A 16,277-nucleotide genomic window follows, 5' to 3' on the forward strand; every position below is an offset into this window, starting at 1 on the left:
AGGAACGCCCGATGTCTGCACATGGCACGCCCATCCCGATGACCGCCTATGCTTCTGGTCCCCTGACCGGAGAGGCTCATGTCCCCGGGGACAAGTCGATTAGCCACCGTTCGCTGATCCTTGGCGCGATGGCCGTGGGCGAGACTAAGATTTCTGGCCTGCTCGAGGGGCAAGACGTTCTGGACACCGCGAAAGCGATGCAGGCGTTCGGTGCCGAAGTCACCAACCACGGTGGCGGCAATTGGTCGGTCAAGGGTGTGGGCGTTGGTGGTTTTGCCGAACCTGACAACGTGATCGACTGCGGGAACTCTGGCACCGGTGTGCGCCTGATCATGGGCGCGATGGCGACATGCCCGATCACGGTGACCTTTACCGGTGATGCCAGCTTGAACAAGCGTCCGATGGCCCGTGTGACCGATCCGATCGCGCTGTTTGGCGCGCAGTCGGTTGGTCGCAGTGGTGGCCGCTTGCCCATGACCATCGTCGGCGCAGCAGAGCCGACCCCCGTGCGCTACACCGTGCCGATGCCCTCGGCTCAGGTGAAGTCGGCGGTTCTGCTGGCCGGTCTGAATGTGCCGGGTGAGACTGTGGTGATCGAGAAAGAAGCCACCCGCGACCATACCGAGCGGATGCTGGCCGGTTTCGGGGCAGAGATTTCGACGGTGGAAACCGAAGAGGGCCGCGTGATCACCCTGAAGGGCCAGCCCGAACTGAAGCCGCAGGACATCACCGTGCCGCGCGATCCGTCGTCGGCGGCGTTCCCCGTGTGTGCGGCGCTGCTGGTGCCCGGCTCGGACGTGCTGATCCCGAATATCGGCCTGAACCCGACCCGCGCTGGCCTGTTCACTACTCTGCGCGAAATGGGCGCGGACCTGACCTATGAAAACGAGCGCGTTGAGGGCGGCGAGCCCATGGCTGACCTGCGCGCCAAGTATTCGCCCAACATGAAGGGCATCACCGTCCCGCCCGAGCGTGCGGCCTCGATGATCGACGAATACCCTGTGCTGTCCGTTGTCGCGGCCAATGCGACCGGCGACACCGTGATGCGCGGCGTCAAAGAGCTGCGGGTCAAGGAAAGCGACCGCATTGATGCGATGGCCAAGGGCCTACGCGCCAACGGGGTCGAGGTCGAAGAGGGCGATGATTGGTGGATCGTCAAAGGTCTGGGTGCTGGCAATGTGCCCGGCGGCGCGACCTGCGAGACCCATCTGGATCACCGCATCGCCATGTCCTTCCTCGTGGGCGGTCTGTGCAGCCAGAAGCCGATCAGCGTGGATGACGGCGGCGCGATTGCCACCAGCTTCCCGATCTTCGAAACGCTGATTTCGGGGCTCGGTGGCAAGATCGAGCGAACCTGATCAAAGGGCGGCCCCAGCGGGTCGCCTTTTTCTTTGGGTCCGGTTGCAGGAAACTGCCCGCTCATTGCGGGATGCTTGTTCCCGATGGCGGTCTGGGCTAGGACAGACATCCGATTGACAGGAGGCCCCTATGTTCACAGTCGCGATTGATGGACCTGCCGCATCCGGCAAAGGCACGATTTCCCGCGCAATTGCTGCGCATTTCGGGTTTGCACATTTGGATACGGGCCTGCTGTATCGCGCGACGGGGCGCAAGACTTTGGACGGGACGCCCGCGCTGGAAGCGGCACAAACCCTCACGGCAGAGGATTTGCAGGGCGACGCTTTACGCGCGCCCGACGTGGCCCAAGCTGCCAGTAAAGTCGCTGCGATGCCGGACGTCCGCAAAGCTTTGGTCGATTTTCAGCGGGCCTTTGCAGCGCGGGCAGGGGGGGCGGTATTGGACGGGCGCGATATTGGCACTGTCATTTGCCCCGACGCCGAGGTGAAGCTGTTTGTTACTGCCAGCGACGATGTCCGTGCGGAACGGCGCTGGAAAGAGCTGACCTTCAAAGGGCACAAGGTCTCGATCGAAGAGGTTTTGGCAGATTTGCGCGAGCGGGATCGCCGTGACAGCACCCGTGCGGATGCCCCGATGAAAGCAGCGGATGACGCTCTGCAACTGGACACCACCAGCTTGTCAATCGAAGAGGCCGTCGCGTCTGCCGTCAAACGGATTGAGGCGCGTCAGGCGGAACTGGCCAAGCTCTGATCAGGCAGGCTGATCTGCATATTGCGGTAGGGTTGGCTCTCTTTGAAAAAGACGTCGCCGAAAGGCTGGAACCCGAATTTCGCGTAGAATGGCATGGCGCTTTCGCGGGCGCTGAGCCAAACCCGATCCGCGCCAGATGCCTCTGCCACGCTGAGCGCATGGCGCATCATGAGCGTGCCGACGCCTTGTCCTTGACAGTCAGAACGGGTTGCAAACTTACGTAACTGCATCGCGGACTCGTTTTTGAAGAGCGACAGGACACTGACCATTTTGCCGCCTACGTGGGCGCCGAAATGTAGGGCCGACTCGTCGCCAGCAACGCGGCTGAAATCCACCGGATGATCTGGCCAGAGCACGGAATGGCGCAGGGGCAGGGTGTCCTTGGCGCTGATTTGAACGATTTGAACCTGCATCGGGGCCTGTTTCGCTGGGTTTCACGGGGTCTGGTGCTTGCCAGTGGGACGAAAATCGCTTATTCCGCGCCTCGTCAACATGGCAATGACCAGACGGAACCCAAGGGTCGGATACACCAACCGGCCCTGCTTTGTTTGAAAATCGCCCGAAAGACCAACCCAAAGACCGGCGGAGACAACCGCTCGGCCAGAAAAAACGTTAGTAAAGGAAAAACGGACGCTATGGCGAACGCAATGATGGAGGAATTCGAAGCCCTCCTGCAAGAAAGCTTCGAAATCGACACCCCCGAAGAAGGTTCGGTTGTCAAAGGTAAGGTCATCGCAATCGAAGCGGGCCAAGCCATCATCGACGTAGGCTACAAAATGGAAGGCCGCGTTGATCTGAAAGAATTCGCAAACCCCGGCGAAGCTCCTGAAATCGCAGTCGGCGACGAAGTAGAAGTGTTCCTGCGCTCTGCTGAAAACGCCCGCGGCGAAGCTGTTATCTCGCGCGAGATGGCACGCCGTGAAGAAGCATGGGACCGCCTGGAAAAAGCATACGCAGACGATGCACGCGTCGAAGGCGCGATCTTCGGCCGCGTCAAAGGTGGCTTCACCGTCGATCTGGGTGGCGCAGTTGCGTTCCTGCCCGGCTCGCAGGTTGACGTACGCCCCGTACGCGACGCAGGCCCGCTGATGGGTCTGAAGCAGCCCTTCCAGATCCTGAAAATGGACCGTCGCCGTGGCAACATCGTTGTGTCGCGCCGCGCCATCCTGGAAGAGTCGCGCGCCGAGCAGCGTGCAGAAGTCATCGGCAACCTGTCCGAAGGTCAGGCGGTCGAGGGTGTTGTCAAGAACATCACCGAGTACGGTGCATTCGTTGACCTGGGCGGCGTTGACGGCCTGCTGCACGTCACCGACATGGCATGGCGCCGTGTAAACCACCCCTCCGAGATCCTGTCGATCGGCGAAACCGTCAAGGTTCAGGTCATCAAGATCAACAAAGAAACCCACCGCATCAGCTTGGGCATGAAGCAGCTGCAAGCCGATCCGTGGGATTCGGTTGCTGCGAAGTACCCGCTGGAAACCGTTCACACCGGCCGCGTCACCAACATCACCGACTACGGTGCGTTCGTGGAGCTGGAGCCCGGCGTCGAAGGTCTGGTGCACGTTTCGGAAATGTCGTGGACCAAGAAAAACGTCCACCCCGGCAAAATCGTTTCGACCTCGCAGGAAGTCGAAGTCATGGTGCTGGAAATCGACGAAGCCAAGCGTCGCGTTTCGCTGGGTCTCAAGCAGTGCATGCGTAACCCCTGGGAAGTCTTTGCTGAGACCCACCCCGAGGGCACCGTTGTTGAAGGCGAAGTCAAGAACATCACCGAATTCGGTCTGTTCATCGGCCTCGAAGGCGACATCGACGGCATGGTTCACCTGTCGGACCTCACTTGGGAAGGCCGCGGCGAAGACGTCATCGGCGACTACACCAAAGGCGACGTTGTCAAAGCGGTTGTCTCGGAAGTCGACGTCGAGAAAGAGCGTATCTCGCTGTCCGTCAAAGCTGTTGGCGGCGATCCCTTCGCAGAAGCCATTGGCGGCGTGAAGCGCGGCTCGATCATCACTGTTGAAGTGACCGCGATCGAAGACGGCGGCATCGAAGTCGACTACGAAGGCATGAAGTCCTTCATCCGTCGCTCGGACCTGTCGCGTGACCGTGCGGACCAGCGCCCCGAGCGTTTCCAGGTTGGCGACAAGATCGACGTTCGCGTCACCAACGTCGACAGCAAGTCGCGTCGTCTGGGCCTGTCGATCAAGGCACGCGAGATTGCAGAAGAGAAAGAAGCCGTCGAACAGTTCGGCAGCTCGGACTCGGGTGCATCGCTCGGCGATATCCTCGGCGCAGCGCTGAAGGGCAACGAGTAATCCTCGTTCCTTAAATCAAAGAGTTACATTAGCCCCGCAGGTTTTCTGCGGGGCTTTTTCTATGGCCGATTCGGTGAAAAACCGACCAAACGGATGGTTTCTGTGCTGCGGCATTCCTGCAAAAACGGGGTTCGTGGGCAGAAAGATACCAAAATTCACGACTTGCCTGCGATTTTGTTTCGTTTTCAGGCATTTGGCCCTATTATCAGATTTACAAGATATATTGCTGGCGAGGGGGAGACATCTGATGATCCGTTCGGAACTCATTCAGATCATTGCCGACGAAAATCCGCACCTGTATCAACGCGATGTCGAGCGCATCGTGAATACGGTCTTCGAAGAAATCACCGAAGCAATGGCGCGGGGAGACAGAGTCGAGTTGCGCGGCTTTGGCGCTTTTTCGGTGAAGAAGCGTGATGCGCGGATCGGTCGCAATCCTCGAACAGGTGAGACTGTTGAAGTCGAAGAGAAATTTGTACCTTTCTTCAAAACCGGCAAGCTGCTGCGAGACCGGTTGAATGGTTTGGAAGAGTCTGAAGAAGAATAATGATCCGCTATATTCGTTATGCATTTTTGGCCGTGATTGCGGTCGTTTTGGTCGCGATCGCCGCGGCCAACCGTGAAGCTGTCAGCCTGCAATTGCTGCCCGAAGGTCTGGCGGACATCGCTGGCTGGAACTTCATGCTCGAACTGCCCTTGTTCCTTGTGATCTTTGCCAGCGTGATCGCTGGTCTTTTGATCGGGTTCGTCTGGGAGTGGATGCGCGAGCACAAGCACCGCGCCGAAGCCCGCCGTCAGAAGCACGCGGCGCAGAGCCTGAACCGCGAAGTCGAAAAGCTGCGCGGCGAGAAGCACAAGGGTAAGGACGAGGTTCTGGCCCTGTTGGAGAGCAACGGCTAACCCATGTCCTCTGGAATCAGAGTTAAAATCTGCGGTCTGAGCACCGCAGAAGACGTGCGCGCTGCGGCAGAGGCCGGGGCGCGCTACGTTGGTTTTGTGTTCTTTCCCAAGAGCCCCCGTAACGTGACCATCGAACAGGCCCGTGATTTGGCCGTTGAGGTGCCTTTGGGTGTGGCCAAGGTGGCTTTGACTGTGAACGCGGATAACGACCTGTTGGATGCGATCACAGGGGCTGTACCGCTCGATATGATCCAGCTGCACGGGTCCGAAAGCCCAGAGCGTGTGACCGAGGTCAAAAAGCGCTATGGCCTGCCTGTGATGAAGGTCGTGGGTCTGTCGGGCGCGGATGATCTGTCGCGTATTGCCGAATACGAAACGGTTGCCGACCAGATCCTCGTGGATGCCAAGGCACCCAAGGACGCGGATTTGCCAGGTGGCAACGGGCTGTCCTTTGACTGGCGTCTGCTGGAGGGGCGCGAGTGGGCGGTGCCGTGGATGCTGGCGGGCGGTCTGCACGCAGGCAATGTGGCCGAGGCGATCGCGCGGACGGGCACCCGTCAGGTTGATTTATCTTCTGGTGTCGAAAGTGCGCCGGGCGTCAAAGATCCCCAGAAAATCAAGGAATTCATGCAGGCCGCTCTGGCCTGATGCACCCCTTTGTGGCGGCGGTTTCGCGATGGCGGGACCGATTGCCGCTTTTCGCTGGAAATGCCGCTCTATGTTGCATATCCACGTGCAAAATCTCAGTTGAAAGGCGCCCGAGATGAATGATCTTTTCAACAGCTTCATGACCGGACCCGATGACAAAGGCCGCTTTGGCAAATTCGGCGGACGGTTCGTGTCGGAAACGCTGATGCCGCTGATCCTCGAGCTTGAGGAGCAGTACGAGCATGCCAAGACCGATCCCGAGTTCTGGGCCGAGATGGACTACCTGTGGAAACACTACGTAGGCCGTCCGTCGCCGCTGTATTACGCAGAGCGCCTGACCGAGCAGCTTGGCGGGGCCAAGGTGTACTTCAAGCGCGACGAGCTGAACCACACCGGCGCGCACAAGATCAATAACGTGTTGGGTCAGATCATTCTGGCCCGCCGCATGGGCAAGACCCGCATCATCGCGGAAACTGGCGCAGGCCAGCATGGCGTTGCGACCGCGACTGTCTGTGCGAAATTCGGTCTGAAATGCGTTGTTTATATGGGCGCGCACGACGTTGAGCGTCAGAAGCCCAACGTGTTCCGCATGCGCCTGCTGGGGGCTGAGGTTGTGCCTGTGACCAGCGGTCGTGGCACCCTGAAGGACGCGATGAACGATGCCCTGCGGGACTGGGTGACCAACGTGGAAGAGACGTTTTACTGCATCGGCACCGTGGCTGGTCCGCACCCCTATCCTGCGATGGTTCGTGATTTCCAAGCCATCATCGGCAAGGAAACCCGCGAGCAGATCATGGAAGCCGAAGGCCGTCTGCCCGACACTCTGATCGCTGCGATCGGCGGTGGTTCGAACGCGATGGGCCTCTTCTACCCGTTCCTTGATGACAAGGACGTGGGCATCATCGGCGTCGAAGCGGGCGGCAAGGGCGTGAACGAAAAGATGGAGCACTGTGCCTCGTTGACCGGCGGTCGTCCGGGCGTGCTGCATGGCAACCGTACCTATCTGCTGCAGGACGAGGATGGCCAAATCCTTGAAGGGCATAGCATTTCTGCAGGTCTCGACTATCCGGGCATCGGCCCAGAGCACAGCTGGCTGCATGAAACCGGCCGCGCGGAATATGTCTCGATCACCGACAAAGAGGCGCTTGAGGCGTTCCAGCTGTCGTGCAGCACCGAAGGCATCATCCCCGCGCTGGAGCCTTGTCACGCGCTGGCCCACGTTGCCAAGATCGCGCCGACTTTGCCCAAAGACCACCTGATCGTCATGAACATGTGTGGCCGTGGCGACAAAGACATCTTTACCGTGGCGCGCCATTTGGGTGTGAACATCGCGGGCGAAGAAGGCCGCGATCTGGGCTAAACCCCGCCGAACAGCTTAATGACTGATGAACAGCCCCGCAGGTTCGCCTGCGGGGTTTTTCGTGTCTGGCCCATGAAAACAAGGGGTTTGGCGATGCCGGCTCACGTATGGCTGGCGTATGGTTTACGTCATGACGTTCCGGCTGGCTCTAGGCCTAGGGTTTAGGGGCGGTCTGCAGGCGCGCCATAACCCGCTCTATACCCCTTGGCGCATTTTCTTGGCGGCTGGCTCTGCCCAAGACAGAGGCAGAGGCCAGAGACATTTCTGGCGCAGACGGGAGAGATCACGATGATCAACAAACTGACAGCGCGCGTCGCGCTGGTGGGGGTGCTGTGTGTGGGCGGCGCGCAGGTATTTGCCCTGACCGTGGACGAGGCGATCAGCGCCACGACAGAGGCGGGCTACAGCGCGGTCGCGGTGCGGACCTCTCGGGATGGGGCGGTGACTTCGGTTCTGGCGACGGACGGGTCCAGCTACTACGAGATCGACTACGACACCGAGAGCGGCGCCGCGACCTCGACCACAGAAGTGACGCCGCGCGATGCCAGCTTTGAAACCTTGTCGACCGAGGACACATCAGCCGCGATTGCCGCCGCCGAGGAGTCGGGGCTGACCGTGGTTGCGGTGCGCGAGACCGATAGCGGGGTCGAGGTTTTGGCCACAGATGGCAACGCGATGTACGAGGTCAGCTATGACAGCGACTCGGGCGCGGCGACCACGACCGAAGCCACGCGCGGCGGTCGCAAGGGGCATGGCCGCGATGATCGCGATGATGACGACGAGTCTGATGATGACAGCAGCTCGGACGCGGACGACAGTTCCGATGACAGCTCGGATGACGACGAGGACGATGAGTCCGACGACGATCATGGGGGGCGCGACCGCGATCGGGACCGCGATCGTGACAGGGATCGTGAGGGGCGCGGCGGCGGAAACCACTAAGCCGCACGTACAACATTAGGAAAGCTGGCCCTGTGCATGGTACCATGCGCGGGGCGTACGCTTAGGAACTGGGAAGACCGCATGAAGAAAGTTTTGGCAGGATTGGTCTTTGGGGTCGGTTTGATCCCCGTCGCAGGCCATGCGGAAACGGTCAAAGAAGCGATCATTCAGGAACTGGCCGCTGAAGGATACACCAAGATCACGGTGTCGCGGACGTTGCTGGGGCGGCTGCGCTTTGTCGCGACAGGAGAGAACGGCTCTCGCGAAGTGGTGGTGCAGCCCAGCAATGGCGCGATTTTACGAGATCACTCTGACGACGATGATGATGATCGGCGCGGCGGTTCGGGCGAGCGGAACCGCGACTGGTCCGGTGGTTCTGATGACAGGGATGATCGGGATAGTGACCGCGACGATGACGGTGATGATGATCGGGACACTGATCGCGATGACGACCGTGATGATGATCGCGACGACGACAAAGACGACAAGGATGATCGCGACGATGACCGCGGGGGCGGGCGCGATGACGACAAAGACGATCGGGACAACGATCGCGATGACGACTAGGAGGCGCAAGGGAACGCAATGAAAGAAGCAGAAAAGAAGATGCGCCTGCAGCGCCTTGGGATGGCCTCGGTCATCGGGCTGCAGGCGTTTTGTGCCTTGGTGTTTATCTGGGAAATTGTTGTGTCTGTGCTGGGGCTGCCGTTCAATCTGGTGCCGTGGAGCCTGTTTGAGCTGGTCGAGATCGGGGCGGCGGTGGGCCTGCTGCTGGGGATTATCGTGGGCGGTATGGTGCTGCGGAATACCGCGCGGCGGGCCGAGGCAGCCGAGACCCGGTTGCGGGCGGCCAGCCGTGAATTCATGGAACTGCTGGAAGAGCGGTTTCTGGAGTGGGGCCTGACACCGGCCGAGCGGGATGTGGCGCTGTTTGCCTTCAAGGGGCTGTCCACCGCCGAGATCGCGGGGATGCGCAACACGTCCGAAGGCACGGTCAAGGCGCAGACCGCTGCCATTTATCGCAAGGCCAGTGTGTCCGGCCGTGCGCAGTTGATGAGCGTGATTATCGAAGACCTGCTGATGGACGAAACCCAGCCCAGTCCGTTCCGTCAGGCGGCGGAATAAGTCTCGAGCACTTCGAGCGGGATGATGTCGAGGGCGCGCTGGTGTGTGGCCTCGAGATCAACCTGAGGGGCGCAGCCTTCGTCATGGGCCTGTAGGAAGCGGCTGGCGCAGAGGCACCATTTGTCGCCGGGCATGAGGCCGGGGAAGCCGAACTCCAGCCGCGGGGTCGACAGGTCGTTCCCTACATATTTCGAGAATGCGAGGAATTCGGCTGTCATGACGGCGCAGACCGTGTGGCTGCCTTGGTCCTGCCAGCAGGTGTTGCACGACCCGTCGCGGAAAAAGCCGGTCATCGGGTCGGTGGAGCAGGGGCGCAAGGGGCCGCCGTTCACGTTGAGGGAAGGTTCCTTTTCCATCTGCTCTGCCTTTCTGGATGTCTTTGGTAGGATAGCCCAGCGCGGGCGGCTGACCAGTCCTAGCGGAACTTGTCGGCCAGCTTTTGCAAGGGCGTGCGCGTGTCTTCGGCTGGGGCCTGCGGTTCGGGCGCAGCTGCGGGCTTGGGTTCTGGCTTGGCCTTGGGCTTTTTCGACGGATCGCCGCCGGTGCTGCCATTGCGGGGCGGGTTCACGCGCAGGGCGACCGCGTTCTGGAATTTGGCGTTATCGCCGCGGGCAAGGGCAGGCGCCCCGTCCGAGATGCCGCGCATCATGTCGTCGAGCCAGCCCTGTTCGGCCTTGGCGAAGTCGTTCAGCACATAGGATGCAACTTTGTCCTTGTGACCGGGGTGGCCGATGCCCAGGCGAACGCGGCCATACTCGGCCCCGATGTGCTGGTGGATCGAGCGCAGACCGTTGTGGCCCGCGTGGCCGCCGCCCTGTTTGACGCGCAGTTTGCCGGGGGCAAGGTCGAGCTCGTCGTGAAAGACGATGACGTCCTGCGGCTCTAGCTTGTAGTAGCGCATCGCCTCGCCCACGGACTGGCCGGACAGGTTCATGAAGGTCTCGGGCTTGAGCAGGATCGCGCGGTCAGAGCCAAAGCGGCCCTCGGTGATCTGGCCGTTGAAGCGGGACTTCCACGGGGGGAAGCCGTGGTCGGCGGCGATCTGCTCCAGTGCCATGAAGCCGATATTGTGCCGGTTGCCTGCGTATTTCGCACCGGGATTTCCAAGACCGACGAAGAGGAGCATCTGGAACCTTCCTTGCTGATGGGCTGCGATGGCATATATGCCAACTCAGGGCAGCCTTCGCCACCCTTGCCGCAATGACAAAGACGTAAAGGAGAGGCTGATGTACCTCACGATGAACCGGTTCAAAGTCAAAAAGGGATCCGAAGAGGCGTTCGAAGAGGTCTGGCGCAGTCGCGACAGCCATCTGAACACCGTTCCCGGATTCAAAGCGTTCCACCTGATGAAGGGGCCAGAGGCCGAGGACTATGTCCTGTATGCCTCGCACACCGCGTGGGCAGATGAGGCGTCGTTCGTGGCGTGGACCAAGTCCGAGGCGTTCCGCATGGCCCACAAGGGGGCGGGCAGCAACAAGGACATGTATATGGGGCCGCCCGAGCTGGAGATTTTCGAGACCGTCCAGTCGGTCGCCTGATCCCCAGACCATGGACCGCTAGACAACAAAAAACGGAGCCCGAAGGCTCCGTTTTCCGTATCCGATAGGATCAGAGGGGGAAGATTACTCTTCGCCGCCTTCTGCTTCTTCTTCGTCGTCATCGCCACCAACGAGGCCCGCGGGCGCCGAGATGTTCGCGATCACGAAATCACGATCGGTGATGGTGGGGCGAGTGCCCTCGGGCAGGGTGATGTCCGAGATGTGGATCACGTCGCCGATCTGGCGGCCTGCCAGGTCAACAACCAGCTTCTCGGGGATGTCGCCTGCGGTGACCATCAGCTCTACGTCGGGACGTACAACGGTCAGAACGCCGCCTTTTTTCAGGCCGGGGCACTCTTCGTCGTTGATGAACTCAACGTGGATGAAGAGGTTCACACGCGAAGTGCGGCGCAGACGCATGAAGTCAACGTGGGTCGGCAGGTCTTTGACAACATCACGCTGGACGTTGCGGCAGATGACGCGCACGTCTTCTTGGCCTTCGACCTTCAGGTTCCACAGCTGCGACAGGAAGCGGCCGTTCTTCAGCGCTTTGATCAGCTTGTTGTAGGGGATGTTGATCGGCTGGGGGTCAACGCCACCGCCGTAAACAATACCAGGAACGAGGTTCTCGCGACGAGCTTGACGAGCGGCCCCCTTGCCTGTCCCCGTGCGCACTTGTGCTTCGAAATCAAGGACTTCACGTGCCATGATTTAATCTCCAAAAATTGTGGGCATCCTCCAAGGGTGTATGCCCGGTCAATGCCGGTTCGCGCCGGCCCAAAAACGAAGCGTCCCGCGCTGGTGGGCTGCGGGACGATCCGTTCGCGGGCGTATAGTCGAATTTACCGGATAGGGAAAGAGCGTATGCGCGCAAAACAGGCCGGAGATACTGGAAAATCCCCTGTTTTGCCGGGGGTAGAGGCTGTTTCGGGCCGCAGGTCAGGCGGCCGATTCGGTGTCCTCTTGGGGGGTGCTCAGATAACCGCCCGATGCGATGAGCGCGTCATAGAGCGCGTATTCATCGGCGCGTTCCTCGCGGAAGCGCAGGGCCAGTTCGTCCGAAATGGGGGTGGGGGCCTTGGGCGAGACGTTCTTGCGCGGGATTTTCATCGGCTCTTCGAAGATGTTGGCCAGAAATTCGTCCAAGAGTTCTGCGTGCTCGATCGCAAAGAGATGATGCATGCCGTTCTTGCCGGATTTACCCGCGAGGAAGTTCATCTGGGTGCCGACGGCGGCAACCGAAGGCGGTTTGAACTGGAGTGAGAGTTCGATGAACTGCTCGAAACTCATATTGGCGGTCGAGTTTTTATCGTCGGCTTTGAGCCGCGAGCGGTATTTGTACCAGCTGCGCATCAGGTCGAGCGGTTCGCGCATGACGGCCATCCGTTCGGGCACGAGGTTGAACGCCTTTTGCAGGAAGGGGCCGAAGCTGCGCTCGTACTTGCGCATGTTCAGGTGTTTCACCGCAGGGGCGCCGCGCATGATGATGTCGGCCTTGCCCTTGAGGGCGGCTTGGTAAGAGGTTGTGCCGGTCTTTGGGACGGCGAAGAAAACCAGATTGTGTTTGAGAAAGACCAGCATCAATTCATCCGTGTTTTCCTATGGTTGTCTGCGGGAGCAGCGACTTGTCAAGCTGTCTGACCGGTTGGAGGGGCTGTGTTGCGCGCGTGCCGCGCGCTGGGCCTGCGGCCCGATGGGTATTTGGGCCAAGAAAGAGGGTGCTGGGTCGCTGGAAATTCGGGTGGGGGTCGCGTATTGCTGAAGAAGGAATGTGTTTGGAGGATGCCATGGCGCCTGAAGAGGTCGAAGCTCTTTTTACCCGCAGCAGTGGTGAGTATCTGTTTGCCCGCTGGGGCCGCCCGATTGCACCGGTGGTGTTCGGGGTCGAAGAGGCGACATTGCAGGTGGTCAAGGGCGCTCTGGAGGCTGTCGTCGCGCTGGCGGGGCATCAGCTGGCGGAAACCGATCCCGAGCTGGGCTCGAACCTGATGGTGTTCTTTTTCCGCGAGTGGAAAGAGCTGACCGAGGTGCCGCACATGGAGCAGCTGGTGCCGGATCTGGGGCCACTGGTCGGGCGGCTGGAAGCGGCGGATGCCAACCAGTACCGGTTCTTCCGGTTTGACAAGGACGGGGCGATCCGTGCGGCCTTTGTGTTCCTTCGGATGGACAAGGAGCTGTCCAAGGTGCCTGCGGAGACTTTGGCGTTGAGCCAGATCGTGCAGACCATGCTGCTGTGGTCGGACGAGGCGTTTCGGGATCGCAGCCCCTTGGCTGTGGCGGGGGATCATACGATCCTGCGGCCCGATTTCGCGGGGCTGATCAAGGCGGCCTATGATCCTGTGATGCCCGCGATGGCGCAGGACCCAAGCCACGCCCTGCGCTTGTCGGCGCGGGTGGCGATGTACGCGCCGGACTGACGCGGGGTGTAAGCGGGTGTTGTGGGTTGCTCGTGCGGAGGGGCGGCCTTAGGGTCGGCCGTGTTTAGCAAGAGGCACTTTTATGACGCACCGGTTTTCCTTGCGGGTCTATTACGAAGACACCGATCTGGCGGGTATTGTTTACTATGCCAACTATCTGAAATTCATTGAACGGGCGCGGACCGAGTGGGTGCGCGGGCTGGGTGTGGACCAGAAGGCCCTGAAGGAATCAGAGGGAATCGTTTTTGCGGTGCGGCGTGTTGAGGCCGATTACCTGTCACCTGCACGTTTCGATGACGATTTGGTGGTCGAAACGACCCTTGAGGCGGTCACGGGCGCTCGCATTATTCTGCACCAAGAGGTCAAGCGCGGCGAGGAAGTGTTATTTGCCGCACAGGTGACCGTGGTCGCGCTGTCCGAAACGGGCCATCCGGCGCGGCTTCCGGCGAGTATTCGCCTGCTTCTGCACTAAAAAAGGCACTATTACGGCTTGTTGACGCGCTTGTGTTGGCAAGCCTCTCCAAAACGCTGTATTTTGCTGCGACACTAACCGCGCATTGAAAAGTGCGGATCTGAAGGCAAGAGCAGGCATATGGACGCAACGACCCTCGCAGTGGCGCAGGAGATTGATTTCTCCTTCTGGGCCCTTTTTGCACGCGCGACATTCGTCGTTAAAATCGTAATGATCCTATTGATCGCCGCCTCTGTGTGGGCGTGGTCGATTATCATCCAGAAGTACATCGTGTACCGGAAGGCCAAGCGCGAATCCGCGGCCTTTGACGATGCGTTCTGGTCGGGCGAGCCCTTGGACGAATTGTTCGACAATCTGGGGCCGGACCCCGAGGGACGACAGGAACGGATTTTTGCGGCCGCGATGACAGAGTGGCGCCGCAGCCATGACGCCGAAGGTCATCTGATCCCCAACGCCCAAGCGCGCATTGAACGCAGCATGAACGTGGCCATCACCCGCGAGGCGGATGATCTGCAGGGGCAGCTGGGCTATCTGGCGACCATCGGGTCGGTGACCCCGTTCGTGGGTCTGTTCGGCACCGTGGTCGGCATCATGAACTCTTTTATCGAGATTGCAGAGCAGCAGAACACCTCGCTTGCGGTTGTGGCACCCGGTATCGCCGAGGCGCTGCTGGCGACCGCGTTGGGTCTGCTGGCCGCGATCCCGGCGGTTGTGTTCTACAACCAGCTCAGCACCATTTCGGACAAGATTTTGGGCGGGTACGAGGCGTTTGCCGACGAATTCTCGACCATCCTGTCGCGCCAGCTGGATAGCTGATCCATGGGCGCGGGTGTCATGAAACGAGAGAGAGCGTCCGGCGGCCGTCGCCGCAGTCGGGCGCAGCCGATGGCCGAGATCAACATCACGCCTTTTGTGGACGTGATGCTGGTGCTCTTGATCATCTTTATGGTCGCGGCGCCGCTGATGACCGTGGGTGTCCCCGTGGAGCTGCCGAAATCGGCTGCGGGCGCGCTGTCGTCTGATCAGGAAGAGCCGCTGACCGTGACCATGACCGGCGATGGCCGCGTGATGATTATGACCACCGATGTGGCGATGGAAGATCTGGTCAGCCGTCTGCAGGCCATTGGCGCAGAGCGGGCGACGACCAAAGTGTTTTTGCGGGCCGATGGCAACGTCCCGTATTCGGATGTGATGACAGTGATGGGTGCGCTGAGTGCGGGGGGCTTCCCCGATATTGGTCTGGTGACCGATACTGGCGGGGCGCGCCTGACAGGGTCTGGGAACTAGGGGCGAACGGTGAAGACCGGCACCTATATCTCTGGCGCAGGGCACACGGTGCTGCTGCTGTGGGCGATCTTTGGGGGGGCCTTCAACTCGGAGCCTTTGCCCATTGAGAACGCCACCGACGTCTCGCTGATTTCGGCCGAGGAGTTTGCCGCGCTGACTGCGCCGCAGACCGCCGAGGATGCCGAAGAGGTCGTGCCCCAGCCGACAGAGGCCGACACGCCTCAGGAGTTGGATCAGGCGCTGCGCCCGCCCGAACTGCCTGTGACGCCGCCGCAGCCCGAGCCGGAACCGGAGCCTGAACCCGAACCGGCCCCCGCGCCGGAGCCGGAGCCCGTGATCCCCGAGGTCGCGGCAGAGGCGCCCGACGCGCCGCCGAGCGATACGCCGACGCCCGAAGAGGCGCCCCGCGTGGCGCCCGAGCCGGTCGAGGCCCCGCCCGAGGATGTCGAGGTTGCGCCCGAACGCCAAGAGGCAGCAGATGCCGAGGTGCCCGCAGAGGCCCCTGTGCAAGAGGAACAGCAAGCCGCCGCACCGGAGGCCGCAACGACAGAGATCGTGACCGAAGCCGAGGAGCCTGCCTCGTCGATGGAGCGGTCCTTGCGTCCGATGATGCGCCCGAACCGTCCGACGCCGCCACCGGTCGAGACCGCCGAGGCCGAGGCGCCGGCAGAGGAAGAGCCGCCCGCCGAGACGCCGGCAGAAGAGCCGGAACCGGCTGCCGATCCGCTGGCCGGTGCGCTCGAGGGCGCGTTGGCCGAAGCTTTGGGTGGCGCGACCAGCGAGCCTGCGCCAAGTCGCAGTGCCGCCCCGCCCCTGAGCGCCGGAGAGCGTGAAGGTCTGCGCGTGTCGGTCCAGCAGTGCTGGGTTGTGGACGTGGGATCGCAAGCGGCAAACGTGACGGTCGTGGTCGGCATGAACATGAACCCCGACGGAACGGTGGATCAGGGCAGTATCAACCTTGTGTCCGCGTCAGGGGGCGAAGGCCCCGCCGTCGAGACTGCCTATCAGGCCGCACGCCGCGCCATTTTGCGCTGCCAACGCCAAGGATATCCGCTGCCCTCGGAAAAATACGAGCAGTGGAAACAGATCGAAATGACTTTTGACCCTTCGCAGATGAGATTGCGTTAGGGTCAACCAAGGAACAGAGACTCACCGAACGTGAGGATG

General features: G+C 61.0%; 21 protein-coding genes. 16 read left to right on the plus strand and 5 right to left on the minus strand.

Annotated features, from left to right (window positions below):
- The first annotated feature begins 11 nt into the window (after positions 1–11).
- Both aroA and cmk read left to right on the plus strand, forming a co-directional pair.
- On the plus strand, positions 12–1,358 hold the full coding sequence (gene aroA, locus BM225_RS18100; protein ID WP_072705523.1) for a 3-phosphoshikimate 1-carboxyvinyltransferase: 1,347 nt from the start codon (positions 12–14) through the stop codon (positions 1,356–1,358).
- A gap of 130 nt (positions 1,359–1,488) precedes the next feature.
- Entirely contained in the window at positions 1,489–2,109 is a 621-nt protein-coding gene (cmk, locus tag BM225_RS18105) for a (d)CMP kinase (RefSeq protein ID WP_072705525.1), read from the plus strand.
- On the opposite strand, the gene BM225_RS18110 is transcribed toward cmk, so the two are convergent.
- Positions 2,085–2,522, minus strand: coding sequence for a GNAT family N-acetyltransferase (locus BM225_RS18110; RefSeq protein ID WP_072705527.1), 438 nt, complete (start codon positions 2,520–2,522; stop codon positions 2,085–2,087). The two genes, cmk and BM225_RS18110, sit on opposite strands and share 25 nt — an antisense overlap.
- A gap of 222 nt (positions 2,523–2,744) precedes the next feature.
- Here BM225_RS18110 and rpsA point away from each other — a divergent pair, with 222 nt between their 5' ends.
- The 8 genes from rpsA to BM225_RS18150 all read left to right on the plus strand — a co-directional run bounded on the left by rpsA (position 2,745) and on the right by BM225_RS18150 (position 9,396).
- Positions 2,745–4,421, plus strand: a complete 1,677-nt coding sequence (rpsA, locus tag BM225_RS18115) for a 30S ribosomal protein S1 (protein ID WP_072705529.1) — start codon at positions 2,745–2,747, stop codon at positions 4,419–4,421.
- Positions 4,422–4,668: 247 nt separating this feature from the next.
- On the plus strand, positions 4,669–4,968 hold the full coding sequence (gene ihfB / locus BM225_RS18120; RefSeq protein ID WP_072705531.1) for an integration host factor subunit beta: 300 nt from the start codon (positions 4,669–4,671) through the stop codon (positions 4,966–4,968).
- Positions 4,969–4,970: 2 nt separating this feature from the next.
- The gene (locus BM225_RS18125) at positions 4,971–5,321 is read left to right on the plus strand and encodes a LapA family protein (RefSeq protein WP_072705605.1); all 351 of its coding nucleotides are present in this window, start codon (positions 4,971–4,973) and stop codon (positions 5,319–5,321) included.
- Between the two features lie 3 nt (positions 5,322–5,324).
- A complete protein-coding gene (locus BM225_RS18130; RefSeq protein ID WP_072705532.1) occupies positions 5,325–5,969 on the plus strand; it encodes a phosphoribosylanthranilate isomerase in 645 nt (214 codons plus the stop codon).
- A 115-nt stretch (positions 5,970–6,084) separates the two neighbouring features.
- Positions 6,085–7,329 carry a tryptophan synthase subunit beta gene (gene trpB, locus BM225_RS18135; protein ID WP_072705534.1) on the plus strand — a complete coding sequence of 415 codons (1,245 nt, stop codon included), beginning with the start codon at positions 6,085–6,087 and terminating at the stop codon, positions 7,327–7,329.
- A 288-nt stretch (positions 7,330–7,617) separates the two neighbouring features.
- Positions 7,618–8,271 (plus strand): hypothetical protein, encoded by a 654-nt coding sequence (locus BM225_RS21875; protein ID WP_072705536.1) that lies wholly within the window; start codon positions 7,618–7,620, stop codon positions 8,269–8,271.
- Between the two features lie 81 nt (positions 8,272–8,352).
- Positions 8,353–8,838: a hypothetical protein gene (locus BM225_RS21880; RefSeq protein WP_072705538.1), complete on the plus strand. Its 486-nt coding sequence runs from the start codon at positions 8,353–8,355 to the stop codon at positions 8,836–8,838.
- 18 nt (positions 8,839–8,856) lie between these two features.
- Positions 8,857–9,396 (plus strand): helix-turn-helix transcriptional regulator, encoded by a 540-nt coding sequence (locus BM225_RS18150; RefSeq protein ID WP_245780539.1) that lies wholly within the window; start codon positions 8,857–8,859, stop codon positions 9,394–9,396.
- Here BM225_RS18150 and BM225_RS18155 read toward each other — a convergent pair.
- Positions 9,381–9,752: a DUF2237 family protein gene (locus BM225_RS18155; RefSeq protein ID WP_072705540.1), complete on the minus strand. Its 372-nt coding sequence runs from the start codon at positions 9,750–9,752 to the stop codon at positions 9,381–9,383. The two genes, BM225_RS18150 and BM225_RS18155, sit on opposite strands and share 16 nt — an antisense overlap.
- 59 nt (positions 9,753–9,811) lie before the next feature.
- Positions 9,812–10,522 (minus strand): aminoacyl-tRNA hydrolase, encoded by a 711-nt coding sequence (pth, locus tag BM225_RS18160; RefSeq protein WP_072705542.1) that lies wholly within the window; start codon positions 10,520–10,522, stop codon positions 9,812–9,814.
- Between the two features lie 100 nt (positions 10,523–10,622).
- On the opposite strand from pth, the gene hmuQ reads away from it, so the two are divergent.
- A complete protein-coding gene (gene hmuQ / locus BM225_RS18165; protein WP_072705544.1) occupies positions 10,623–10,934 on the plus strand; it encodes a heme-degrading protein HmuQ in 312 nt (103 codons plus the stop codon).
- An 84-nt stretch (positions 10,935–11,018) separates the two neighbouring features.
- Here hmuQ and BM225_RS18170 read toward each other — a convergent pair whose 3' ends face one another.
- Both BM225_RS18170 and BM225_RS18175 read right to left on the minus strand, forming a co-directional pair.
- Complete coding sequence (locus BM225_RS18170) at positions 11,019–11,642, minus strand: 50S ribosomal protein L25/general stress protein Ctc (RefSeq protein WP_072705546.1); 624 nt, start codon at positions 11,640–11,642, stop codon at positions 11,019–11,021.
- Between the two features lie 231 nt (positions 11,643–11,873).
- Positions 11,874–12,515 carry a hypothetical protein gene (locus BM225_RS18175; RefSeq protein WP_072705548.1) on the minus strand — a complete coding sequence of 214 codons (642 nt, stop codon included), beginning with the start codon at positions 12,513–12,515 and terminating at the stop codon, positions 11,874–11,876.
- Between the two features lie 206 nt (positions 12,516–12,721).
- Here BM225_RS18175 and BM225_RS18180 point away from each other — a divergent pair, with 206 nt between their 5' ends.
- The 5 genes from BM225_RS18180 (at position 12,722) to BM225_RS18200 (ending at position 16,238) form a co-directional block, all read left to right on the plus strand.
- Positions 12,722–13,351 carry a hypothetical protein gene (locus BM225_RS18180; protein ID WP_072705609.1) on the plus strand — a complete coding sequence of 210 codons (630 nt, stop codon included), beginning with the start codon at positions 12,722–12,724 and terminating at the stop codon, positions 13,349–13,351.
- 82 nt (positions 13,352–13,433) lie between these two features.
- Positions 13,434–13,823, plus strand: coding sequence for a tol-pal system-associated acyl-CoA thioesterase (gene ybgC, locus BM225_RS18185; RefSeq protein WP_072705550.1), 390 nt, complete (start codon positions 13,434–13,436; stop codon positions 13,821–13,823).
- A 120-nt stretch (positions 13,824–13,943) separates the two neighbouring features.
- Complete coding sequence (gene tolQ / locus BM225_RS18190) at positions 13,944–14,639, plus strand: protein TolQ (protein WP_072705552.1); 696 nt, start codon at positions 13,944–13,946, stop codon at positions 14,637–14,639.
- A gap of 3 nt (positions 14,640–14,642) precedes the next feature.
- Positions 14,643–15,110, plus strand: coding sequence for a protein TolR (tolR, locus tag BM225_RS18195; protein ID WP_072705554.1), 468 nt, complete (start codon positions 14,643–14,645; stop codon positions 15,108–15,110).
- Positions 15,111–15,119: 9 nt separating this feature from the next.
- Positions 15,120–16,238, plus strand: a complete 1,119-nt coding sequence (locus BM225_RS18200; RefSeq protein ID WP_072705556.1) for a hypothetical protein — start codon at positions 15,120–15,122, stop codon at positions 16,236–16,238.
- Positions 16,239–16,277: the final 39 nt, after the last annotated feature.

It is taken from the genome of Donghicola eburneus, from assembly GCF_900115865.1.
In the GTDB taxonomy this organism is placed as follows: domain Bacteria; phylum Pseudomonadota; class Alphaproteobacteria; order Rhodobacterales; family Rhodobacteraceae; genus Donghicola; species Donghicola eburneus.